Annotated in this window: 16 protein-coding genes; 11 read left to right on the forward strand and 5 right to left on the reverse strand. The window is 36.1% G+C overall.

Features of this window, described 5'->3' with window-relative positions:
• Nucleotides 1-59 precede the first annotated feature (59 nt).
• From MKY37_RS17170 to MKY37_RS17200, 7 genes are all read left to right on the forward strand, one after another.
• Nucleotides 60-3,188 (forward strand): type 2 lanthipeptide synthetase LanM family protein, encoded by a 3,129-nt coding sequence (locus tag MKY37_RS17170; protein WP_340778909.1) that lies wholly within the window; start codon nt 60-62, stop codon nt 3,186-3,188.
• Nucleotides 3,189-3,225: 37 nt separating this feature from the next.
• Complete coding sequence (locus tag MKY37_RS17175) at nt 3,226-4,302, forward strand: hypothetical protein (protein ID WP_340778911.1); 1,077 nt, start codon at nt 3,226-3,228, stop codon at nt 4,300-4,302.
• Between the two features lie 384 nt (nt 4,303-4,686).
• The gene (locus MKY37_RS17180; RefSeq protein ID WP_269921569.1) at nt 4,687-5,142 is read left to right on the forward strand and encodes a VOC family protein; all 456 of its coding nucleotides are present in this window, start codon (nt 4,687-4,689) and stop codon (nt 5,140-5,142) included.
• Nucleotides 5,135-5,911: a hypothetical protein gene (locus MKY37_RS17185; RefSeq protein WP_340778913.1), complete on the forward strand. Its 777-nt coding sequence runs from the start codon at nt 5,135-5,137 to the stop codon at nt 5,909-5,911. Before MKY37_RS17180 ends, MKY37_RS17185 begins: the two co-directional genes overlap by 8 nt.
• A 30-nt stretch (nt 5,912-5,941) precedes the next feature.
• Nucleotides 5,942-6,526: a TetR/AcrR family transcriptional regulator gene (locus MKY37_RS17190; protein ID WP_340778914.1), complete on the forward strand. Its 585-nt coding sequence runs from the start codon at nt 5,942-5,944 to the stop codon at nt 6,524-6,526.
• 282 nt (nt 6,527-6,808) lie between these two features.
• Nucleotides 6,809-6,928, forward strand: a complete 120-nt coding sequence (locus MKY37_RS17195; RefSeq protein WP_445323072.1) for a YuiA family protein — start codon at nt 6,809-6,811, stop codon at nt 6,926-6,928.
• A gap of 93 nt (nt 6,929-7,021) precedes the next feature.
• On the forward strand, nt 7,022-7,345 hold the full coding sequence (locus tag MKY37_RS17200) for a YuiB family protein (protein WP_340778916.1): 324 nt from the start codon (nt 7,022-7,024) through the stop codon (nt 7,343-7,345).
• A gap of 659 nt (nt 7,346-8,004) precedes the next feature.
• Here MKY37_RS17200 and MKY37_RS17205 read toward each other — a convergent pair.
• Entirely contained in the window at nt 8,005-8,481 is a 477-nt protein-coding gene (locus MKY37_RS17205) for a divergent PAP2 family protein (RefSeq protein ID WP_340778917.1), read from the reverse strand.
• 121 nt (nt 8,482-8,602) lie between these two features.
• Here MKY37_RS17205 and MKY37_RS17210 point away from each other — a divergent pair, with 121 nt between their 5' ends.
• The 4 genes from MKY37_RS17210 (at nt 8,603) to MKY37_RS17225 (ending at nt 11,582) form a co-directional block, all read left to right on the forward strand.
• Entirely contained in the window at nt 8,603-10,105 is a 1,503-nt protein-coding gene (locus tag MKY37_RS17210; RefSeq protein WP_340778919.1) for a leucyl aminopeptidase, read from the forward strand.
• 59 nt (nt 10,106-10,164) lie between these two features.
• Nucleotides 10,165-10,380 (forward strand): hypothetical protein, encoded by a 216-nt coding sequence (locus tag MKY37_RS17215; protein ID WP_340778920.1) that lies wholly within the window; start codon nt 10,165-10,167, stop codon nt 10,378-10,380.
• A gap of 201 nt (nt 10,381-10,581) precedes the next feature.
• A complete protein-coding gene (gene lepB / locus MKY37_RS17220; protein WP_340778921.1) occupies nt 10,582-11,148 on the forward strand; it encodes a signal peptidase I in 567 nt (188 codons plus the stop codon).
• Between the two features lie 65 nt (nt 11,149-11,213).
• Nucleotides 11,214-11,582, forward strand: a complete 369-nt coding sequence (locus MKY37_RS17225; protein ID WP_340778922.1) for a hypothetical protein — start codon at nt 11,214-11,216, stop codon at nt 11,580-11,582.
• Between the two features lie 235 nt (nt 11,583-11,817).
• Here the strand turns inward: MKY37_RS17225 and MKY37_RS17230 are convergent, their stop codons facing one another.
• The 4 genes from MKY37_RS17230 to MKY37_RS17245 form a co-directional block, all read right to left on the reverse strand.
• Nucleotides 11,818-13,299: a polysaccharide deacetylase family protein gene (locus MKY37_RS17230; protein WP_340778923.1), complete on the reverse strand. Its 1,482-nt coding sequence runs from the start codon at nt 13,297-13,299 to the stop codon at nt 11,818-11,820.
• A 130-nt stretch (nt 13,300-13,429) separates the two neighbouring features.
• Entirely contained in the window at nt 13,430-13,792 is a 363-nt protein-coding gene (gene mnhG, locus MKY37_RS17235) for a monovalent cation/H(+) antiporter subunit G (RefSeq protein ID WP_340778924.1), read from the reverse strand.
• Nucleotides 13,776-14,057 carry a Na(+)/H(+) antiporter subunit F1 gene (locus MKY37_RS17240; protein ID WP_340778926.1) on the reverse strand — a complete coding sequence of 94 codons (282 nt, stop codon included), beginning with the start codon at nt 14,055-14,057 and terminating at the stop codon, nt 13,776-13,778. The genes mnhG and MKY37_RS17240 overlap by 17 nt, the downstream gene beginning before the upstream one ends.
• A complete protein-coding gene (locus MKY37_RS17245; RefSeq protein WP_340778927.1) occupies nt 14,054-14,533 on the reverse strand; it encodes a Na+/H+ antiporter subunit E in 480 nt (159 codons plus the stop codon). Before MKY37_RS17245 ends, MKY37_RS17240 begins: the two co-directional genes overlap by 4 nt.
• Nucleotide 14,534 lies beyond the last annotated feature (1 nt).

A 14,534-nucleotide genomic window follows, 5' to 3' on the forward strand; every position in this document is an offset into this window, starting at 1 on the left:
CTCATTCCGATACAGGAGTGAGGCTTTTTAAAAATATACCCTAGAAAGGATGTTCTTGTATGGAGACTCTAACTAAAAATTTAGAAATAAAGCAGCCGAAAAATTATTTGTATCTTGAGGAAAAGCGAAATTACTTGCTACAGGAACTAGCAGTGAAAAACTCATCAGACATTTATACAAAATGGTTGGAGAGGACTCTCTTAAAAGATATTCCTGAAGGTGTGCAAACTAAATTAGCCACTTCCAATCTATCTCAAGAAGAATTTACTATTCTATTATCTAAAGAGATATCTTTAAATGATAAAGCGAGTGAATACATTCTCAGTAGTGAATGGTTTAAGGTTTATGAGGAGGGTCTTATACTCGCGAGAGAGACTGCGGATCAGCCGATTGAAGAAGTTGATATAACTTTGGCATTCAAACCATTTGCATTGTGGGCTTGGAATTCAATCAAAAACACGCTCCATAAAAATGGCTGGGAGAAGTATATTAGTTCCCAATCTTTCCTCGTATCAAATATCAACTCACTACTTAACACCCTGAACAAGGAAGCTATAAGATCGATAGTATTAGAACTACATATTGCGAAGCTTAGAGGAGAAATAGATGGTGACACACCGGAAGAAAGATTCATTTGTTTTATTAGAAATACATTTTTAAATTTAAACAACCTCGAAGAATTTTATAATGAATATGCAGTTCTTCTGAGAACCTTAGCTACTAAGACTCTATACTTTGTAAATAACCTTGAAGAGTTCATGGAAAGGTATGTTCAAGATTTTGAACTATTAGGGAGCACGTTTAAAATTCCAAGTACAGACACCATAAATATGCTCGTCACAGATCTCGGGGATACACATGAACAAGGGAAGTCAGTTATCAATGTTATTTTAAGTTCTGGAGTTGAACTGATCTATAAACCTAAGAATTTGCTTGCTACGAAAAGGTTTCATCAACTTTTGGATTGGATCAACTTGAAGAAACAGACTATTGATCTTAAATATCACAAGTCTATTGCAAAAGATGGTTATGGTTGGGAAGAAAAGGTCATTACAAAAGACTGTAAATCAACCATTCAAGTCGAACAATATTACGAAAGGTTTGGCTCGTTACTTTCTGTTGTCCATTTGTTAAAAGGTTGTGATATTCATCTAGAAAATATTATTGCATCAGGTGATTCTCCATACATTATTGATTTAGAAACGCTATTGCACCAATATGTTCCATTTGCAGTTGACAAAAATGCAGAATTTCTTGCCAAAGACAAAATAAGCGATTCTGTTTTAGGTACTGCCCTACTTCCAATGGTTATGTTTAAAAGTGCAAAAAGTAAAGGGTTGGATATGAGTGCATTGAATGGAAGAGAACAAGATTTACCATTCAAAGTATTACAACTGAAGGGACGTAATACAGATGATATGCAATTTACCTATGATTATGGTAAATCCATAAAGGGGAAAAATATTCCTCACCTGGATAATAATCAGGTCGAGGTTGGAGAATATATAGAAAAAATTATGAAAGGTTTTAAAGAAACTTATAATCTTTTTCTAGATTTCCAGGAAGAATTATTATCAGAGGATGGTCCAATCACGTTATTTAAAGATTTGGATATTCGTATTATTGCTCGAAATACGCAAACTTATGCAAATTTCCTTCAAGAAGCTACTCATCCTGATTACACAAGGGATGCCCTTGAAAGAGAAATACTGTTTGATCGCCTTTGGTACTATCCGTTTAAGAACAAAAACATAATTAAATCTGAAATAGAAGACATGCTCAATGGAGATATCCCTTTTTTCAAAGCGAATACTAATTCCACTTCATTAGTCGACAGTCGAGGAAAAGAGATACCCAATGTCTATTTAAATACTACCTATGACTTACTTCGCAACAATCTAGAAAATATTTCTATTGAAACAATGAATGAACAATTGGAGTTAATCAAACTTTCCACAATGCCTCTGACCAAAAAGCAAGCAAAGAAATATACAAAGGTTAATCGTCAACATATAATTGAAGCTAACAAGGAAAACAACTACAATCAAGAAATTTTCATAAACAAAGCTGACCTTATCGCTGAATATATGTACGATAGAGCTATATTCTCTGAAGATCGAAAAACAGTTTCCTGGATTAACAAGCAAGTAAGCGAGGAAGGTTTTGGGGTTATTTTGCCAATTGAGTCACATCTGTACAATGGTATTTTAGGATTAGCACTATTTTTCTTATATAACGGAAAAATAACAGGAAACCAAAAATACTATGATATATCTAAAGCATGCATAAATACAGCCTCTCAGTCGGTCACTTTCAGTAACTATAACGAAATTTCAGCTTTTTATGGTATAGGCTCGCTCATTTCCCCTATGTACCAATACAAAAAGATTACGGGGGACAATTTTTTTGATGAGCTATTTGATAAGTACCTAGATTTAATCGACGAGCATTTCACAAAAGACATCTCTTTCGATTTTCTCAGCGGTTCTAGTGGTCTAATTCATGTATTTCTCACGATATATGAGGAGAACAATGACGTCCAATTCCTAATCAGAGCCAAAGGATTGGCAGATCATATTATTCAACATATCAAGATGGATGGAGAATTTACGTTAATTGACTTTAAAGACGAACGTGTGAATCTAGGAGGCTTTTCACATGGGGCCAGCGGTTTTGCTTATACTTTTGCTCGGCTTTCTGCTTATGATGAGAAATTTAATAAATTCACCGATGGTTTCCTAGCGTTTGATAAGAGTCTGTACAACGGAGAAGTTCATGGGTGGAAGGATTTAAGGAAGGAAGACAGAAAAGATGCAAATCAATGGTGCCATGGTTCTACTGGTATAGGGCTAAGTAGGATTTTGATACGTAATGAGCATCAAGGGTTGAAAGTTTTTATCGATAAGGTGTTAAATGGTTATCAAAAGACTGATGACGGTTTGTGTCATGGAAACATGGGGGATATTGAATTACTCCTTACTTATGCTGAAAAGATGCAAAAGGATGAATTTCACTTCTTTTCAAAGGTCCTTGTATATGAGACTGCAAAAAACATTGATTTATCAGGCAAGGAAAAATTCTCTAGTGATTTAGGTTTGTTCAATGGATTAGCAGGAATAGGATATCAATTACTCAGGGTTTCCCATCCTAACGAGGTTCCCTCTGTTTTGGCACTTAACAGGTTTTAATATAAAATACATTTAATTATTAAAGGGGATGAATTCTATGAAGCGATTCCTGACACCTAAATGGATTGTTTTCTTTTTAATCTGTGGTGCAGTAACCTTTTGGTTCATGGAGATTCATGTCCGGATTGTAGAGGTATTTTTTATTCTTCTCGGACTAACTTGGTTAGCTATAACCCTCCATGAGTTAGGTCATATTATTTTTGGTAAAGTGCAAAACTTTCAATTTCTTTATTTTATTACGGGGCCATTTGAAATAACAAACAAAGGAAATCGATTAAAAATCAGTGAGAATAAAAATTGGTTATACTTTTTCGGCGTTTCAATGCTAATGCCTTATGAAAAGAAACCTGAGGCACTGAGAAAAAAATGGTTGATCCTAGCTTTAGGTGGCCCTATTATCTCGCTATTTGTCTCAATTGTCAGCATGTTGGTATACGTTCTCTTTGATAATTCTATCGCTCTAGTTTTCAGTGTCATAAATTTCTTTATTTCAGTATTCACTTTTATCCCATTCAAATCAGGAATTCGGAGTGATGGAAATGTTGTAATGACATTGTATAAGGATGATAGTGAAAGTACAAATCTAATTAACCAATTGTTGATCATTAATGAGGTGATGAGCGACAAAGAGCCAGATGATTGGGACAATGATATTTTTAGAATCGCTAGAGACCAACCCGCTAGTATTGAAAATATCTCTGCAGCCTTACTAGTGTTTTATAAGGTTTTTAGAACTAATGGCTTTGACTCGGCTTATGAAGAAATTTCTTCATATTTGGAGATTCCAGTCACTAAAAAGAATAAACATTTAATGGGCTTCTTGATCGGTTTAAAACAGATGAATCTGTTTCTAAACGGTGGAGCTAGTCGGAAGGAAATCTTGTTATTACAAAACCATTTATCGCCCCTTGAGCCCTTCTCTTATTATCGTGGACAAGTAATAATTGATTATCTTGATGGGAATCTTCTGGCTTCATTAGAAAATGTTAATAGAATATACTCTGTCATTGCAAGGAGTCATGCTAAACTTGGATTCTATCAAGATGAAAAGAAACTGACAAAGCTTCTAGAAGATAAGATATGTATAAGTAAAAGCTCTCCCCCAAAAAATTGAACATCATTTGGAAGCGCTCATCTATTAAATAGAAGCACCTAATTTTTATTTCAACTAACGATGCCTTACTGGATTATATCTAAAAACGCTTTTTTGCATAGAAAAGAGCGATAAGGGTTTGTCTTAACCCGTTCAGTTGAGTGGTACAAACATTCAAAATAACATTCGAATTAGCAGAATATTTATATGTAAATTATCATCGCAATTAACATATCAATTAGCTGTATTTTTGACACAAAAAATGGCTTAGTTCTCCTTGATTGAGAACTAAGCCATAACTATTTCGATATTCGAATCTTTAACAAACGCACCCGTTAGATCCCTTTACAAACATACAGTATGTATGTTAAAGTGGCTTTATAAATATTGGAGGTGGATTTTTCTATGAGAACAAATAGTTTTTATCCTGTTATTTTGACAGACAAGGTTGAGGAAAGTTCAAAATTTTACACAGATTTCTTTGGATTTGAAACAGTATATAATGCAGACTGGTACGTTAGTTTAAGAAAATCCAAGAGTTCCTTTCCTTTTGAATTGGCACTCATTGATAGTTCACATCCCACGATTCCAGTTGCTTATAAAAAATCAGTACAAGGCCTGATTTTGAACTTTGAAGTGGAAGATGTGGATAAGGAGTACCATCGACTCATTATTTCTGAAAATCTCCCTCTAAAGCTTGATATTCGTGATGAGGTGTTTGGACAACGGCATTTTATAACAAGTGACCCAAACGGAGTCTTAATTGACGTAATAAAAGTCATTCCTCCTTCACAAGAGGAAAGTACTCAATATGTTGAGAAGGTATGGTCAAGTAACGAAAAAGGGGAAACAGATGAGTGAGAGAAAAGCTCTAAAGTATTACTTCGATTTGGAGTTAGCTCACCGGCTCTCTAGTCTCATAAAACCCTATTTTCCAACATTTCCAACAGATTTATTTGTTCAATCTGTTGCACTTAAAACCGAACCGCTAGAATTAAAAGGAAGGGTTGCTGTCCTAGCCGATGAATTAAGAAACACTCTTCCTACCGATTATTCAGAGGCATTAAACATTCTCTTAAGAATTCTTGGACCGGAAAATGAAACAGAACAAGGAATGTTTACGAATGGTTATTTTTTAATGCCTATTGCTTTTTTTGTGGAAAGATATGGGTTACAGCATTTTGAAATTTCCATGCATGCAATGTATGAAATTACTAAGCGACATACTTCAGAATATACCATACGCCCTTATTTGGAGTGCTATCCAGATGAATGTTTGAAGTGTTTAAACACCTGGTTGCATGACACGAACCCACATGTTCGCCGCCTTGTTAGTGAAGGGACACGTACACGTCTTCCTTGGGCAAAGCGTACGCAAGCAATTAAAGGGAATCCAGCTAATAATTTAGATTTATTATTTCCATTATTAAAGGATTCTTCTTACTATGTAAGAAAGTCAGTAGCCAACCATTTAAATGATTTAACAAAGGACTACAGAGATGCTACTCTTGATTGGATTCACCGTTTGGATTTAGAAGATGATAGTATTAACTGGGTTATTCGTCGTGGTTTACGTTCTCTAACAAGTTCGGGAGACCCAGCTGCTATAGAACTATTGGAAATACTATGAGCAATGAGAAGAATAGGAGAATCGCCTTTCATGAAAAGAAGTAAGGAAGAAAGTTACGAAACAATTAGCAAACTCAAGGAAGTTGCTAGAAAGCACTTTACCGAGCACGGCTACTCAGCTACTGTATTGGATGAAATAGTTAAAGAAGCTAGCTTAACTAGAGGGGCAGTCTATCACCATTTTGGGAGTAAAAAAGGACTCTTTCTCGCTGTACTAGAGTCTATTCAGAGAGAAGTTGCTAAAAAGGTAGAATCTGAGGCAGCCCAGAGCGAGGATCTATGGGACCAACTAATTTTTGGATGTCGTGCATTTGTTACTGCAGCCGTCGAAGAAAAAAACAAGCGAATCATGCTTATAGATGGACCGGCCGTGCTAGGATGGGAAACTTGGCGGAGCATGGATGAAAAAGGCTCTATGCTGCTATTACACGAACAGCTTCAAATAATGCAGAAAAAAGGGTACTTTGAATCGTTATCTATCGATGCATTAACACATATCCTATCGGGTGCATTAAATGAATCTGCTCTATGGATTGCACAGACTCAAAATAAAAAAGAATCTGTCGAGGAAACTTTAAAAATCCTTTCACTGTTGTTGGATAGATATAAATCTTAGATGTATTGCCGCACTGGCAATATACTCCAGCGCATACTTTCCGAACCATAAAGTTAATGCATTTATAATAAGTAAGTAGATAAATTGTTCAGCGACTCAGTATCACTGATATAGAAGTGCTTTGTTAAAAGTTTCATCAATTGTTATCACTTATTTGAGCGTAAAAATAATATAGAGTAGCATATTTATGTAACTATATTACCCTTTACAAATTATTTTGTATGTGATATATTATCTGAATATTAAAAATAGAACGAAAAGGAGACGATTTCTATGACAAGAATGAAAACTGAGACGAAAAATACGCATTGTCCTTATTGCAAAGGAGAAGGCTATTTCCAACTTAGATTAGGTGGATCTGAAACATGCAACTGTTGTAATGGTTCTGGAAGAAAGAAATGAAGATTATGACAAAAAAGTGAAAACAAATATGTTCATTGAATACTAACCTCCGTTAAGGTAAACTATTTACAGATGTTACGGAGGTTATATAAAATGGAGTTTATGCTAGTTCAAATGATACTTTCAGTTGTTATATTTTTTGTCATGTTTTTTGGAATCGCCTTCTTATTGAATATGTTACTTCGTATGACATGGTTCATGGCCATTCTTTATCCGATTGTTGTGGTACTAATCATTGATGAAGTTAAATTTTTTGATTATTTTACAAAACCAGGATCTGCTTTCTCGGCTTTAGGGGAAAAAATTGTTTCTCTTCACGCTGCGGATATAATAATTTTAGCTGGCGGTCTTGTTGGTGCAATCGCTGCAGGCTTTGTCATTAAGTATTTAAGAAAAAATGGATATCAGATGTTTTAATAAGAAAAGGATGACTCATAATTGAGCCATCCTTTTCTTAAAAGATGAGAAAGTACATAAAAATGTAGCGTGAACACTGAGTTTATGGAAGAAAAGAATGAATAAATAATACTACTGATTTCCGTTACATGTGGACGCTTTCCGCGGGCGAGGCCGAGCCTCCTCAGTCAGGCGCTACACTTCTTCCCTGCGGGGTCTCGACTTTCTCGCTTATCCCGCTGGAGTCGCCACATTTCACTACAATCAATTTAGTAAGTAGTACTCCACTATAAAACTTAGCATAGCCTCTCGCTTAGATGATAAGAGTAGTCAAAGTTAATAGAGGGATAAAAACGTCCGCCGGTTAGGAATACTATTTTACTAGGAAAGAAGAAAGTAGATTTTCCATAATATGAGTCCATTTCATCCCTACTTATTTTAAGATAAAACAAGTATATTTAGGTGGTTTTATATCGAATTATCCGATAAAAGTGGACCTAGTTGATTGGAGCGCAGAGCGGCGACTCCAGTGGGAACAGCGCGAGCTGAAGACCCTGGACTGAGCATCGCGAGGGAAGCGGCTGAAGCCGTGCCCACGGAAAGCGTCCGCTCGGAGCGGAAATCAATGGCATATCTACGTTTCTGTTTTTAGTGGACCAGGGGTTAATGCCCGGTTTTTCTTATTGTATAAAGTTATAAATTACAACGGAAATTAGTATACCAGTTATGGCGCCCATGAAAACTTCAATAGGTTTATGACCAAGTAAGGTTTTAAGTTCTTCCATTTTTTCTTCATTTTTCTTATGCGACCAATCTTTTGTTTGCTCTACAAATAATTGGAAGTCAAGTCGCATTTGATTGATCATAATTGCTTGCTGACCTGCCTGAAAACGGACACCTGTTGCATCGAACATAACAATTACTGCAAATACCGTAGCAACAGCAAACAATGGAGATCCAAGTCCTGTTTCAAAAGCAATAGCGGTACATAAAGAAGTAACAGCAGCAGAGTGAGAACTAGGCATTCCACCAGTAGAAGTGAATAACGACCAATCTAATCTTCTCGTCATTAAAAAGTGAATAGGAATTTTGACGAATTGTGCAAAGAAAATAGAAAAAAGTGCAGCCATAAGTGGAGTATTTTGGAGGATTGCCAAAGTAGACACCGCCTTTCATTTGAACTTATATTATTGATAGTATAACACACTCAAACAATTCGAAAAATACGTAAGGTTCCTATATAATAAGATTATATCCGAAATAGTAGGGGGAAAAATGATGATTATCCATACAAATGAAGTAATATTTGAAGAAGTACAATCTGAAACGCTTGTAGTTGCGGTTTCAAAGCATGTGGAAAATACACCAAAATGGGATGCTTTTTTAAATAGTTTTGGAGAGCATATTGGGGACTGGGTAAAAAGTGGGGATATCTCTACAGACTTAAAGAAAATCGTCAAAATTCCTGTATCGAATCATGAGTCAGTAAAAAGAGTGCTATTTGTAGGAATCGGTGATCGAAAACAATTAACGCAAGAGCGAGTGCGGGAAGCGTTTGGGCTTGTGGGTAAAGAATTACTAAGTAGTAAACCAGAATCACTAGGGATTTGGCTTCCTTCATTTACTACAGAAGCGATAACTGTAGCAGATGTAGCATACTTAGCAGCTGAAGGAATTGGCATGGGGTCATTTACATATGAAGGGTATAAAACAACTTCGAATGTTCCGGACTATTATTTACCGTCTATCGAACTGTTAATGGACGAAGAAGATGATGAGGTCGTTTCTTATTTTGAAGTAGGAACTATATATGCAGATGCTGTAAACGAAGCAAGAATTCTTGTTAATACGCCAGGTAATGTATTGACCTCTACTCAATTAGGGGAATATGCAAGAGAACTTGGAGAAACATACGGATTTGAAACAGAAATTCTTGGTAAAAAAGAGATTGAAGAGCTTGGAATGGGCGCACTTCTTGCTGTAAATCAAGGCTCTGTTGAGGAACCAAGACTTATTGCATTAAAATATCAAGCAACAGATGATTGGACTGATGTTGTAGGATTAGTAGGGAAAGGTATCACATTTGACACAGGTGGATACTCTATTAAAACTAAAACAGGTATCGTTGGTATGAAAGGTGATATGGGGGGAGCAGCAGCAGTTTTAGGTGCAATGCAAATTATTGGAGAGCTTCGTCCAAATAAAAATGTCATTGCTATTATTGCTTCTACAGACAATATGATCTCAGGCAATGCTTTTAAACCAGATGATGTTATTACATCAATGAGTGGGAAAACTATTGAAATTTTAAATACAGATGCAGAAGGACGCTTAGTTTTAGCAGATGCTGTAACATACGCTAAGCAACAAGGAGCGAACTATATTGTAGATGTTGCAACATTAACAGGTGGAGTTATAACAGCATTAGGATACGATAAAACTGGCGCATTAACGAACAATGAAGAATTCTTTGAAACTTTCATGGAATCCTCACTAGAGACAGGGGAATTCGTTTGGAGGCTGCCACTAACTGAAAATGACAAAAAGCGTATTCGTAAAAGTGACGTAGCAGATCTAAATAATTCACCAGGTGGAGATGGACATATGATTTTCGGTGGGGGGTTTGTTGGAGAATTTGTTGAGGAAACTCCGTGGATTCATCTGGACATTGCTGGTACTTCAGATACGAAAGCGGCCCATGACTTTGGACCAAAAGGTGGTACAGGTGTAATGGTTCGTACACTTGCAACTCTAGTAGAAAGAATGGCTGGCGAAGAATAGGCTAAAGTCATATAGGTTGCTCACCCATCTGCATAAACTGAGGTGAGAGGAGGAGCAGCATGACAAGATTTCATAGAGATAATTTCAGAAGAAATCCTTTTATAGGTGGGTTTGGATTTGGAGCACCATTACTGGGAAGTTTTGTAGGGGGACTTTTAGGTTCTTCGATAGGTAATTATGGAGGATATAGACAGCCGTATCCGTATCAGCCATATCCGTATTATTATCCTTATCCACCATATCCTTATCAACCATACTATGGTGGTTATTACTAAGAAAAGCGTTAACTAGAAAAGCTTTTGTATCTACGAATAATTCGTGGGTGCAGGAGCTTTATTTTATTTATTATAGAGAGACAATCTAAGAAAAATGAATAAATAAAAATAACTAATAATCCCAATTCTTTCGATGTTTTTTGAAACTAATAGAAAATTCAAACGTCTATTATTTATAGAATCTTTTGGGGGACGATACACATGGGAAAAAGTAAAGAAAAAAATGAATTATTAGAATGGATAAAAGCGATAGGTATTGCTTTTTTATTTGCTTGGGGAATTAGGTTTTTCCTTTTAACACCAATTGTAGTTGATGGTGCTTCTATGATGCCTACCTTTGAAAATGGAGACAAAGTAGTAGTAGATAAAATTGGACCAAGATTGACGGAGTATAACCGATTCGATGTGATTGTATTTGAAGCGAAGGAAAATACAAATTATATCAAGCGTATTATCGGTGTTCCTGGTGATAGCATTTCTTTCGAAAATGATGAACTATTTATAAACAATAAGCGATACGAAGAACCATACTTGGAAACATATAAAAAAGAATTACTAGACAATGGTACACTTACTGAGGATTTTACATTAGAAGACTACTTAGGTGAGGTTGTTGTGCCAGAAGGACACTTTTTTGTTTTAGGGGATAATCGCCGACACAGTACAGATAGCCGCGATCCTAACGTTGGTTTTGTTTCGAGAGAAAAAGTATTAGGAACTGCAAAAGTTGTATTTTTTCCATTTAATAATGTAAAGGTTATAAAATGAAAAAATGAATTTGCAAAGTAAAATATTTTGATGGCCATTTTTCATCCGATTAATGGGGGTGCTTTATGAGATACAATACTATTAGCCTCTTATTGCTATTATTATTGGCTGGATGTTCTCAAAATCTTGGTAACCCAACAGCAAGAGATGTCATTAAAGAAAATGAAGATGCAGATATCTTTCAGTGGAATGATGGTTTGGTCTATTCAAACGCTGCCAACATAGAGTGGATTCAAGAATTAGAACTAACAAAAGGTGAAGAACTCGGTGAAATCACTGGGCAAACTAATAAGAAATGGTTATTTAAAGATGGAGTTGCTACCCAATTACCAGTAGGAACGAAGATATACAAAGCAAACGATGATGATACTTATAAGTTAATCATTGAGCTAGAAAATACTGAAATTGTTTACATAGCCTTGCTAGAAGGTTAGTTGCACATTTGTCTGCCATTTAATGAGCGATTAAGAAGGGGTTTATTTTTAGCAAAGTAGTAAGTGTTTGCTCCATAAAGAAGCGAAATAGCGAACTAAATTGCATCTTCGAGAGAGCTTACTCAATGAATAGGAAAGTAACTACCAAATTGTATAACTGCCATGTTCAATTTAGCGCCAGAAATGAAAAAGAGTGACTCAAAAGCTTTTGCTTTTAAGTCACTCTTTCTATTAGTCAATCAAGTTCTGAAACAGTCACAAATGTATAACCTTCACTCGTCAAATATGCAAGCACACTTTCTAATCCTTGGGCAGTTGATAAATGAATATCGTGCATTAAAATGGTGCTTCCGTCATGTACACTGCTTTTCACAGATGCGAGTAGCTGAGTAGCATCACGGTGTTTCCAATCAAGCGTATCAACGTCCCAAAGTACGACCGGTAAGCTCAAAACGTTCAGCATGTCATCATTAAAAGCACCGTATGGAGGACGAAAAACAGTTGGTGTTTCGCCAGTGGATTTTTCGATGATGTTATTTGTTCTGGAAACTTCTTCTGTTATTGCATCTGATGACATATTCGTTAAGTTTGCATGAGTCCAAGTATGGTTGCCAAGCTCGTGACCAGCTTCCAAAACATTGTTCGCGATTTCTGGGTAGAATTCTACTCTGCTCCCAAGCATAAAGAAAGTTGCTTTAGCATCATACTTTGCTAAAGTTGCAAGAATCTTAGGTGTTACTTTTGGATCTGGTCCATCATCAAAAGTAAGGGCTACTTGCTTCTTCTTCGCATTTTCAGTTTGTTCGTCATCTTGAGTTTCAGTCTCAATGCCGTTGTTTTTCTCTTCTTCTTTTTCTTCTCTAATATTCTCAGAATCTTCTTCAACAGGCGGTTTTGGCAATACTTCCACTGAGACAGTAGGCTTGAAGGGTGCGACAAGCTGTTCAGATAGCTCTGCAAGAGGGACTGAAATAATCGGTGCGCCTGCAGAACCATTAGCTATTTCATACTCATCAAAATACAAAACAAGTGTATCGTCTATTAAGGCAAACTTCTCAAAGTTACTCCATTTCGGTTCAGTAGCCAGCATCATCTCTTCTTCTAGTAATTTATCTTTTAGGCTGGGATCTTTCATAATATTGTCTCGTACAAGTGATGAAAGTTTTATAAGTTTAGATTCGTCATGTCCAAACAAATCATCAATCTCTATAATTTTCCCAGAAGCAGCATGGAAATGAATCGTGTTAAAACTTGTGTATCCATTTGCCCCTCCTAAATAAGTTCCAGTAATCATTACAAACGAATAAGAACCAGATGTATGTGGAAATACTTCAAACGCAATGTTCAATTCTCCGGGGGTCTTACTACCGATCCGTTTGTTTTCTTGCATGGCGATTAAATAAGTTTCAAGTTGTTCATCTATGTATTTATTAATCTGTGCATTAAATGATTCTACTTTACTTTGTGGATATTGTATGGAATAAGGGGAGTATTTATCATTGGATACCTCCGTTTTAATAAGTATTCCAGGAAAAGCCGATTCTTTAGTCGATTCCTCTTTTATTATTTCAGGGGCTTTTCCGTTGTTGGTAGATTGATTTGCATTGCTCTTTGTTGAGTGACTGAGGAAGATGAGGCTAATACTCAGAAGTGCAATCATACTAATAACAGCAGCGTCAATCCAAGGTCTTCGTTGTTTGTAACGGGATTTGTTCATATCTAGGTCTCCTTTCATTTATTAGACGTGTAGTCTGACAAAAAAGTTTGCTAAAAAAATCAAATAAAAGCATGTTTTGAAAAAAACTATTTCAAAACATGCTTTATAGATTGCTCTTACTCATTTTCTATTATTGTAGCTTTTCTCTTTTCTCTTTAATCACTTCGGCTAAATCATCCCGTACAGTCTTATCGGACAATTTCACACCCGACAGGTAAGCTGCACGACCCATCATATGACCCCCTACAGGTCCCGTGATGAATATAAAGACGATTCCGAGTAAAATACGAGAATTGAAATGACCTTCGATTAACCAAAAATGAAGGAATACTCCTAGTAATATGCTCATTACCCCTAAAGTAGCACTTTTTGAGGCAGCATGAGCTCTAGAGAATGCATCGGGTAGGCGTACTAAACCAATAGCAGTAACTAAGATGAAAATGGTTCCAAAAGAAATAGTAGCAATGATAAGTATATTAGCTATTACGGTCACGTTGAATGATTTCTCCCTTCTCCGTGAATTTAGAAAAAGCAACAGTCCCGATAAAAGATAGAACCGCTAGTAACAATATAACCTCTAAGAAAAAGACGGTATCAAAAAGAATGGATATAAGCCCGATCAGCGTTATAAGCCCTACTCCTACAGCATCCAATGCAATAACACGGTCAGGAGTAGAAGGACCTTTCACTAGGCGATAAACAAAGCCTAGAATAGATAAACTGATTAACACTACAATTACCCATAGAAAGGTTATCATGATCTGCTCACCTCCAAAATGGCTTTTTCGAATGTATTACGTATGGATTCTACCGCTTCATCAATATCTTCAAAATCTATGGAGTGGATATACAATGTTTTATTGTCATCTGAAATATCAATTACTACTGTACCTGGTGTTAAAGTGATTAAACTAGACAAAAGGGTAATCTCCCAATCTTGTTCCAGTACCGTTGGCATCGCGAAGATTGCTGGACGAATAGGCATTGTTGGTTGTACGATTAACTTTAATACAGAAAAGTTGGACAACACAAGTTCCTTTAAGAATAGACTAGCTAACTTAATGACGGCCCATAGACGATCCATATAAAATCTAGAGCTAAAGGATTTACGAAGCATGAAAAGCATCAACAGACCAAGTAAATAACCTACTATAAACGTCGTAGGCTTAAAAGAAACTGATAGGAACATCCAGGTAAGTGCGATTAGTACATTCAATAAAATTTGGAAAGCCATA

The organism is Psychrobacillus sp. FSL K6-2836 (assembly GCF_038003085.1).
GTDB lineage: Bacteria > Bacillota > Bacilli > Bacillales_A > Planococcaceae > Psychrobacillus.

What these genes read in the sequence shown, in the direction of transcription:
- MKY37_RS17200 (WP_340778916.1), top strand. Translation starts at nt 7,022, where the DNA reads ATGGAGTTTATGCTAGTTCAAATGATACTTTCAGTTGTTATATTTTTT.
- MKY37_RS17210 (WP_340778919.1), top strand. Translation starts at nt 8,603, where the DNA reads ATGATTATCCATACAAATGAAGTAATATTTGAAGAAGTACAATCTGAA.
- MKY37_RS17180 (WP_269921569.1), top strand. Translation starts at nt 4,687, where the DNA reads ATGAGAACAAATAGTTTTTATCCTGTTATTTTGACAGACAAGGTTGAG.
- MKY37_RS17215 (WP_340778920.1), top strand. Translation starts at nt 10,165, where the DNA reads ATGACAAGATTTCATAGAGATAATTTCAGAAGAAATCCTTTTATAGGT.
- MKY37_RS17190 (WP_340778914.1), top strand. Translation starts at nt 5,942, where the DNA reads ATGAAAAGAAGTAAGGAAGAAAGTTACGAAACAATTAGCAAACTCAAG.
- MKY37_RS17185 (WP_340778913.1), top strand. Translation starts at nt 5,135, where the DNA reads ATGAGTGAGAGAAAAGCTCTAAAGTATTACTTCGATTTGGAGTTAGCT.
- MKY37_RS17245 (WP_340778927.1), bottom strand. Translation starts at nt 14,533, where the DNA reads ATGGCTTTCCAAATTTTATTGAATGTACTAATCGCACTTACCTGGATG.
- MKY37_RS17170 (WP_340778909.1), top strand. Translation starts at nt 60, where the DNA reads ATGGAGACTCTAACTAAAAATTTAGAAATAAAGCAGCCGAAAAATTAT.
- MKY37_RS17225 (WP_340778922.1), top strand. Translation starts at nt 11,214, where the DNA reads ATGAGATACAATACTATTAGCCTCTTATTGCTATTATTATTGGCTGGA.
- lepB (WP_340778921.1), top strand. Translation starts at nt 10,582, where the DNA reads ATGGGAAAAAGTAAAGAAAAAAATGAATTATTAGAATGGATAAAAGCG.
- MKY37_RS17195 (WP_445323072.1), top strand. Translation starts at nt 6,809, where the DNA reads ATGAAAACTGAGACGAAAAATACGCATTGTCCTTATTGCAAAGGAGAA.
- MKY37_RS17230 (WP_340778923.1), bottom strand. Translation starts at nt 13,299, where the DNA reads ATGAACAAATCCCGTTACAAACAACGAAGACCTTGGATTGACGCTGCT.
- MKY37_RS17240 (WP_340778926.1), bottom strand. Translation starts at nt 14,057, where the DNA reads ATGATAACCTTTCTATGGGTAATTGTAGTGTTAATCAGTTTATCTATT.
- MKY37_RS17175 (WP_340778911.1), top strand. Translation starts at nt 3,226, where the DNA reads ATGAAGCGATTCCTGACACCTAAATGGATTGTTTTCTTTTTAATCTGT.